General features: G+C 64.0%; 6 protein-coding genes. All 6 read right to left on the reverse strand.

Annotated features, from left to right (window positions below; translation table 11 throughout):
* Nucleotide 1: 1 nt before the first annotated feature.
* A complete protein-coding gene (locus NTX40_02745) occupies nucleotides 2–301 on the reverse strand; it encodes a ferredoxin:thioredoxin reductase (protein ID MCX5648006.1) in 300 nt (99 codons plus the stop codon).
* Nucleotides 302–453: 152 nt separating this feature from the next.
* Entirely contained in the window at nucleotides 454–1,671 is a 1,218-nt protein-coding gene (locus tag NTX40_02750; GenBank protein MCX5648007.1) for an aspartate kinase, read from the reverse strand.
* A 7-nt stretch (nucleotides 1,672–1,678) separates the two neighbouring features.
* On the reverse strand, nucleotides 1,679–2,776 hold the full coding sequence (apgM, locus tag NTX40_02755; protein ID MCX5648008.1) for a 2,3-bisphosphoglycerate-independent phosphoglycerate mutase: 1,098 nt from the start codon (nucleotides 2,774–2,776) through the stop codon (nucleotides 1,679–1,681).
* Nucleotides 2,773–4,110: a homoserine dehydrogenase gene (locus NTX40_02760; protein ID MCX5648009.1), complete on the reverse strand. Its 1,338-nt coding sequence runs from the start codon at nucleotides 4,108–4,110 to the stop codon at nucleotides 2,773–2,775. The genes apgM and NTX40_02760 overlap by 4 nt, the downstream gene beginning before the upstream one ends.
* A 998-nt stretch (nucleotides 4,111–5,108) precedes the next feature.
* The gene (locus NTX40_02765) at nucleotides 5,109–6,137 is read right to left on the reverse strand and encodes a hypothetical protein (protein ID MCX5648010.1); all 1,029 of its coding nucleotides are present in this window, start codon (nucleotides 6,135–6,137) and stop codon (nucleotides 5,109–5,111) included.
* 30 nt (nucleotides 6,138–6,167) lie between these two features.
* Nucleotides 6,168–7,781, reverse strand: coding sequence for a hypothetical protein (locus NTX40_02770; GenBank protein ID MCX5648011.1), 1,614 nt, complete (start codon nucleotides 7,779–7,781; stop codon nucleotides 6,168–6,170).
* Between the last annotated feature and the right edge of the window lie 133 nt (nucleotides 7,782–7,914).

Below are 7,914 nucleotides of genomic sequence, written 5' to 3' on the forward strand. Positions count from 1 at the left end.
CTCAGGGCTTCGCGTCGCCGACAAACAAGCCGCAGCGGCACTTGCCGCTCCGGGCGATTTCCTCTTCGTGCGTCCGGCACGGGCACACGTTCGCAAGGTCTGTCTCCGGGTTTCCCGTGACGACGCGGCACGGGCAGTAATAGTCGCCGAACTTCACCTTTCGCCGGACGAGGCCGTCAATCAGCGCCTCGACGACCTTGTCGCTCGGGTTCAGCCTGCAAGCGGATTCCGTCGTATGCCGGCGGACCCGGTCGGTGATTTCGCGGCGATACGCCTCCAGGTCCGTCCCTTCCTTGGTCACGCAGCGCATTCCTCCGGCACCCCGTCCCTGTCGCGGCGTTGAAGCGATTATAAGCGAAAGCGAAGGCGCCGGTCAAGGCACAGGGGCGGCGCCGAACGCACAGCCAAGCCCAGGGATTGCAATCCCTGGGCTTGGTTTCGCCCTACGTTGCGCTACCCTTCGCCCAGGCCGAACGCGTCGTGGACGACGCGCAGGGCCTTGTCGGCCGAGGCCCGGTCGATGATGCACGAGATCTTGATCTCGCTGGTGGAGATCATCTGGATGTTGACGCCGGCCTCCGCGAGGGCCTTGAACATGCGCTGCGCGACGCCGGTGTGGGAGCGCATGCCGATGCCCACGACGCTGACTTTGGAGACCTTATCGTCGGCGATCGTCTCGCCGGCGCCGAGTTCCTGCGCGATTCGCCGCGACGTGTCCATCGCCGTCGCGAGTTCGTCCTGGGCGACGGTGAAACTGACGTCGGCGGCGCCTTGGCGGCTGACGTTTTGGATGATGTCATCGACGACGACGTTGGCGGCGGCGATGGCGTGGAAAATCCGCGCCGCCACGCCCGGCTGGTCGGGGACGCCCCGGATCGTCACCTTCGCCAGGTCCCGGACCAGGGCCGCCCCGCGGACGGTAATGGTTTCCATTCGGCTCACCTCCTCGACGATCATCGTGCCCGGGTTTTCCGTCAGGCTGGACCGGACGTGGATGGGTATGTGATATTTTTTTCCGAACTCGACGGCGCGGCTGTGCAGGACGCCGGCGCCGAGGCTCGCAAGTTCGAGCATTTCGTCATACGTGATTTCGTCCAACTTTCGTGCCGTCGGCACCAGGCGCGGGTCCGCCGTGAACACTCCGTCGACGTCGGTGTAGATCTCGCAGACGTCGGCTTCGAGGGCGGCGGCCAGGGCGACGGCCGTCGTGTCGCTCCCCCCGCGCCCGAGCGTCGTCACGTTCTGGTTCGCGTCCACTCCCTGGAACCCCGCGACGATGACGATGTTGCCCTTGGCGAACTCGTCGTAAATCCGCTGCGAGTTGACGTGCTGGATGCGGGCCTTGGTGTGGACGGCGTCGGTGACGAGGCCGACCTGGCCTCCGGTGAAACTGATGGCGCCGTGTCCGGCGGCGTGGATGGCCATCGCCACCAGCGCGATGGAGATCTGCTCGCCCGTCGAGACCAACTGGTCGAGTTCACGGGGGTTCGGGCGGTCCGTGATCTCGTACGCCAGGTCCAGAAGTTCGTCCGTCGTCTGGCCCCGCGCCGAGACGACCACCACGACGTTGTGGCCGCCTTGCGTCGCGCGGATGGCGCGGCCGGCCGCCCGGCGCACGAGGTCCGGCGTTGCCACGCTCGTCCCGCCGAACTTCTGGACCACGATCGCCATGCAGAGGCTACCTCTTCAGAAAATACTCCATGAGTTCGTGCCCGACGGCCACGGAAAAGCCCGCGCCGGCCGCCTCGCGCTCCGTCAGCGCCTCGCCGCGGAGGTGCTTGAGGCCCGTGCCCATCATGGCGAACGGCACGGGGCGGGTCTCGTGCGTCCGCAACTCGGCAGGCGTCTCGTGGTCGGGGCTGACGAGGATGCGGAACTCGCCGGCCCCTGGAAGGGCGTCCAGCAGGGGACCCACGATGTGCGTGTCGATCTGTTCGAGCGAGCGGACCTTTTGCCTCGCATCGCCGTTGTGGCCGGCCTCGTCCGGCGCCTCGACGTGCACCAGCACCAGGTCGTGGTCCTTAAGGGCGCCGATCGCGGCCTGGCCCTTGCCGGCGTAGTTCGTGTCGTAGTAGCCGGTCGCGCCTTCCACGTCGATGAGGTCCCACCCGATCAATAGGGCGATCCCCCGCACGAGGTCCACGCCGGTGATGGCGGCGCCCTGGAGGCCCCACCGCTCGCGGAACGAGCGCAGGGCGGCCCGCTGGCCCTGACCCCACAGCCAGATTTGCGTCGCGGGCGCCTCGCCGAGGTCCCGGCGCACCTTGTTGACCGGATGGTCGGCCAGCACCTCGCGCGACGCTTCCATCAATTGCACGAGTTGTTTCGCGTTTTTCCCTCGCGGCAGATACTTTTTGATCGCGCAGCCCATAATGTCGTGCGGCGGGGCGGTCTCGACCTTGAACCGCGTCCCCTTGATGACGACGAGGTGCCGGTAGCCGACGCCCGGGAAGAACCGAATCCGATCCGATCCGAGCTGGTCCTCGAGGGCCTCAATCAGCAGGGCCGCTTCTTTCGTCGGGATGTGTCCGGCCGAGTAATCCACCATCTCCTCGTCCGCGACGGCCACGAGGTTGCATCGGAAGACCCAGTCGCCCTCTTCGAGCGCGATGCCGCGGGCCGCCGCCTCGATCCCCGCCCGCCCCGTGTAGCATTCCCCATTCGCCGCGATGCGGTCCATGTTCGGCACGCGCGCGATTTCGAACGGGGTGTGGCCGCCGAGGGCCTCGATGGGCCGGTCGGCCGCCCCGTCGGGAATGACGATAGCGTACTTCATCGGCCGGCCTTTCCTCGGCCGCGAGGGGGCGGCGCTTCGGCGCCTTCGAGCATCCGGATGCGGACGCTTCGACCCACGACGACCGGTGACTCGCGGGTTTCCGCGAGCGCGGCCGTCACGTTCCCCTCGCGCGCCAGGTGCGTGGTGATGACGAGCGGCACGGATTCCGGATGCGCCGACTCGTACTGAAGCACCGAGGCGATGCTGATTTCGTGCCGACCCAAGACGCCCGCGATCGCGGCCAGGACGCCCGGCTCGTCCACCACGTCGAACCGCAGATAGTACCGGGTCCAGATGTCCTGGATCGGCTGCACGCCCATCTGCGTCCCCCGCCCCGCCAGCCAGCCGATGTGGTCGAAGGTGGTCCGCGCCCGCCCCAGCGCCGCGTCCACGATGTCCGCCACGATGCTGGACGCGGTGGGCATCTGTCCGGCTCCGGGACCGACGTAGAAGGTGTCGCCGACGGCGTGGCCGGAGACGAGGACGGCGTTGTTCGCCCCGCCCACGGTCGCCAGCGGACTGTCCGCAGGCACGAACGTCGGATGGACCCGCAGGCTCAGCGCCCCGTCGACGACGCGGCCGATGGCGAGCAACTTCAGCACGTACCCCAGTTGCTTCCCGTACCTCAGGTCCGACGGGTCGAGCCCCACGATACCTTCGACGTACACGTCGGCCAGGCGGACCTGGGCCCCGAACGCCAGGCCGGCCAGGATCGCCAGTTTGTGCCTGGCATCCTCGCCGCTCACGTCCAGAGTCGGGTCCGCCTCGGCATAGCCTTTGGCCTGGGCGTCGGCGAGGGCGCGCTGGTATGCCTCGCCCGTCGTGCTCATCTCCGTCAGGATATAGTTGCACGTGCCGTTCAGGATGCCGAGGAGGGCGGTGATGCGGTTGGCCACCAGGCCGTCGCGGATCGCCCGGATTATCGGAATTCCTGCCGCGCACGAGGCCTCGAAACTGATGGATCGCCCCGCTTTCCGGGCGGCGTCGAAGAGTTCCGCCCCGCGCTCCGCCAGCGCCGCCTTGTTGGCCGTCACCACGTCCTTCCCGGCAGCCAGCAGCCGCTTCATGATGTCGACGGCAACCGTTGTCCCGCCCACGGTTTCGACGGCAACGTGGGTCTCCTTGTCCGCGAGGACGCGCTCCAGGTCGTCCGTCAGAAGTTCCTTGGGCACGCGGACGGCTCGGGGCCGCTTCAGGTCCACGTCGCACACGTGTCTCAGCGCCAGCCGGCAACCCGCCGCCTGCTCGAGGCGTGCGGCATCTTCCACCAGGAGCCGAACGACCCCTGTGCCGACCGTCCCGAATCCCACGATGGCTACGCCGACGGTCTTCATCCGCGTTTGGGCCCCGTCCGGGCCGGCTCTCGACCGCCCGGGAACAGGAGCAAGATAAGCCTGGCTGGCCCGCCCATCAAGCGAAAAAGCCCCGTCCTCGCGACGCGCCTTTAGAGCCGCCCTGCCGGGACGGTCACGTTCGGAACCGCCGACGCTTACACTTACGACGATCGCCGATTGTGGATAACTTTTTGGAGGAGGTTTTGGGGGGTATTTTCGGGCGGTTTTTTGGAACCCATAGGCCCTGGCGCTGGCTTCCGGGGGGATTTTTCGGCGGACGGGGTGCTATTGGTAAGATGGGCTAGCGCAAATTTTGACTTTTTTAGGGGCTTTTTCACGTTTTTGGACCGGTTTTTACCGGTTTTTGTGCCCTTTTTCGCACTTTTTCCATCCATGTCATGGGCATACCTTTATGTTAATAACTATTTTTCCGTGACTTTGGCATGGGAATTGCGCAGCCTTCACCGCAGAGAGCGCAGAGAAAGGCGGGAATCGGGGGAAAAGGCGAGACGGCAAACGGCACAGCCTTCAACGCAGAGACCGCAGAGGCCTGCCCTGAGCGAGCGGAGCGAGTCGAAGGGACGCAGAGAGGGGATGGGGGGAGGGGGGGAACGATTCGAGTGCGGAGTTCGGGGTTCGGAGTGCAGAGTGGAAAAGGCGAGGGACTAAGGGACTGCCCTGTAGTATGACACTACAGGGACTGAGGGACTGAGGGGCTGAGAAAAGAAGGGACTCAGGCGGGTTCTGCGTTGCGGGCTTGCCGCGGCGAAGTCCCGATCCATCGGGACGGAGCCGGGTTCCGCCCTTCGACCTCGCTCAGGGCGGCCCGAGCATGGTCGAGGGGCCGCGTTCTACGTTCCACATTCCGCGTTCAAACGTGTGGCCGGAAATCGCCTGTCCCCGGAAATCCCTCTGAAAAAGTAGAATGTCCCCTTTTTCCTCTTTTTCCTCTCCCCCTTTTTCCCGCGCCCCGTCAAGCACAACATCGGGACGGAGCATTACTCCGCTCTATCGTCCGCTTGACGGTCTGCAGGCGCATTGCCCTGCTTCGCCAACGTGCGCCGGATGGATCGCGCTATGCCCTTGCGTGATGACCAAGGCAACTCTCTTGGAAGAACATCGGCGTACGAGAGCGCCTGGTGCAAGTTCCCTGCCTGTGCATAATAGAGCGCCAGGTACACCAGGGCCACCTCACCGAGGCGCGTTTGCCGGGTCGCCGGACGCCCCACCAGTTCCTCGGCAAGCAGTCTGTATGCCTCTCGTTCCGCCCTTTCTTGTTCGGGAACATCCTCCCTGGGCCGGTCCTCACCCATCCGCTCCTTCAGATAGTGCTTCATCCTCATCCACACCAGATACCTGTGGTAGGGTGTGGCTCTGAGTGTGTCACCACGGGCCCGGGATGCTTCATAGCCTTCTGGTCCAAGCGTTAGGTCGCCCGCAACATACCGCTTGGCGAAGTCCACGAACTGTTGGTACCCGGGACCGGCCGGTGTAACCGGGAACTGGACCTCGTTGGAGAAAACCACACTCTGGCGGTCTCCGAAGTCAACGTAGACTTTGGCGCGTAGCCTGTAGGTCCCGGGCTTATCGCACACAAGACGGCGGTTGCGGAAGGCCGCCTCTATCGCCTCACGGGTAAAGGCCGTGACCTGCGGCGCCTGAAGGAGCAGCGCGTCGGACGTGCCAACCCATTCGCCCGGCTGCAACGTGCGAAGCGGGGCCCTCCCGCCCACCATCTCAACTGCCCGATACGCCAGAGGCCTGAAAGCCTCGCGGCCGCTAGCGATTTCCAGATCGAACCCATCCAGTGCTGCGGCGACGTGCGCGCGCACCGGCTCCTTACCTGTATTCTTCAGGGCCAGCACAAAAAACATCGGTTGCCCCAGTACATAAGTCTCTTCATCCAGCGAAAGGACGGCATTGAGAGCCTCCGGTTGAGCGTGCGCATAGCCTGAGGCAACCACAAGTACTGCCAATGCCACGCCCAGCCGTCCCGCACCGGTTTGTCCCATCAAGTGCCACCACATATCGTCCTCCTTTTCCAAAAGGGTACAGGTCTATTCATGCGTGTAGTTTCGGATCTCATCCAGGCTCGTGTCATTGAACCACATGTTGGCAAAGGGGACCCTGTAATACATGACCCCTGCCGTATCCTTGCCGGTGGTGATGTCGTTGGCCCCCAGAGTATGGCCGATTTCGTGCACGACGACAGCTCTCTCGTCTGCCCCTTCGTTCTGATTCTCCTCAACAAATTCATCCCGGGTGGTTTCCAGAAAAACCGCAGCACAGGGTCCGGCCTCGGCACCGCAAGTGGTACTTTCGTTAACCGGGTCGTTGTCCACATCGGTTCCTGGTTGATGAGCCGATACAAGCCGGGCGACCCAAAAAGCACGACAAGCCTGTCCGACAAAGTTGAAGTCCGTCTGGAGATAAGTCAAGAATTCTCCCCACGGCCAGAAGGACACGGTCAGGTTCCTGTCAAAGGTTAGGTTGCTGTCGGTCGTGTCCCGGTACGGTTTGGGCTCGATATACGCCTTGGCCAAACGGGTCTCCAGCCACTCCGTGTCGGGGTCGCGCGGGTGACTGACCTTCAGCGTCAGGTTGCCGCCAACGTTGTCGTAGTCATCGTCACCGAGCAAGTACGTCTTGCCGTTGGCGGAGGTGTGGTTCCCAGTGACAAACACATCGTCGTCGTTAGTATTGGCATCAAAGTCGACAACTCCCCATGGACTTGTCGCCTCATTCTGAACCTTAATCCAGCCCCCGTTGAAGGCATCATCTACATCCCAATCGTTCCACGGCCAGAAGCCTGGCACATCGTCCACTTCCAAGTCCGTTTGGCCGGTACCTGCATTATAGGTGGCCGCGTCGATCGTAGTAGGTTCGGGAGGAAGCATGTTGGTGTTATTCGTGTCGGCCTGCATGGCATCCACCTCGACGTGCAGTTTCCGCCAGGCGGTCAGCATCTCGGACTCGTTGACGCCGCCCGGCGGCTGGACGCGGTCCGCCTTGTTCTGCGTCATGCCGCGAAGGGCGGCTTCGTTTACTTCCCGCGCCCCACAGAACCGCCAGTTGTCGCCCGGCTGCATCCCGACGCGCACGGCCACCTTGCAGATCTTCGGATCGCACGTCGTCGGGCCGACGTCTCCTGGGAACCGCTTGATCTTTCCCAGTTCCACCAGCACCATTACGTTCGGACCTGCCCCTGCCATTGCCCACTCTGTATCCCTATTGTCCGGACCATTCGTCCCCTTATTGGGACTTCCCGCGTCGTCAATCGGCGCACTTGCCGACGATGGGTCGTCCACGTCCCACAGCCTGAACCACATCTTCGTTCCCGCCGGTGGGTCCTCGGTAAACTCGATCACCGCAAACACCAGCCGACGCTCGTCCGCGTGCGTGTCGTCGTACGTCTTCTTGCCTGGGAAGATGCGCTTGCCGCCGTTCGCGGGCACGGCCGGGTGAGCGTCGATCGGAATGTTGTCGCCCGGCTGGTCATAGGTTTCCCAATAGAGGTCCCAACCTTGCTCTTCTATGCACTTTTCCGGATCCCCATCGGTATCGCCCGCCCGCGCGAGCGGCGACCACCGACCAAGCAGCAGCGCTCCAAGGCCGACGCCTGTCAGAATCAACAGCACGAACCACCGGCTTCGACTGCGTTTTCCTGACATGATTCTACTCCTTTCGTCTTGCTGGTGCACGGAGTTTCCTCATTCTCGTTCGGCAGCGTGGGTCATGGTTCCGCCTTTCCCGGCCCCGGGTTCTTGCGTGTTCTCTTGGCGCGGGACGGCATCGGCCACCCTC

Source organism: Planctomycetota bacterium (assembly GCA_026387035.1).
Lineage (GTDB): Bacteria > Planctomycetota > Phycisphaerae > FEN-1346 > FEN-1346 > JAPLMM01.

Excerpts from the sequence above, each read along its gene's own strand:
- NTX40_02750 (MCX5648007.1), bottom strand. The coding sequence starts at position 1,671 with ATGGCGATCGTGGTCCAGAAGTTCGGCGGGACGAGCGTGGCAACGCCG.
- apgM (MCX5648008.1), bottom strand. The coding sequence starts at position 2,776 with ATGAAGTACGCTATCGTCATTCCCGACGGGGCGGCCGACCGGCCCATC.
- NTX40_02760 (MCX5648009.1), bottom strand. The coding sequence starts at position 4,110 with ATGAAGACCGTCGGCGTAGCCATCGTGGGATTCGGGACGGTCGGCACA.
- NTX40_02765 (MCX5648010.1), bottom strand. The coding sequence starts at position 6,137 with ATGTGGTGGCACTTGATGGGACAAACCGGTGCGGGACGGCTGGGCGTG.
- NTX40_02770 (MCX5648011.1), bottom strand. The coding sequence starts at position 7,781 with ATGTCAGGAAAACGCAGTCGAAGCCGGTGGTTCGTGCTGTTGATTCTG.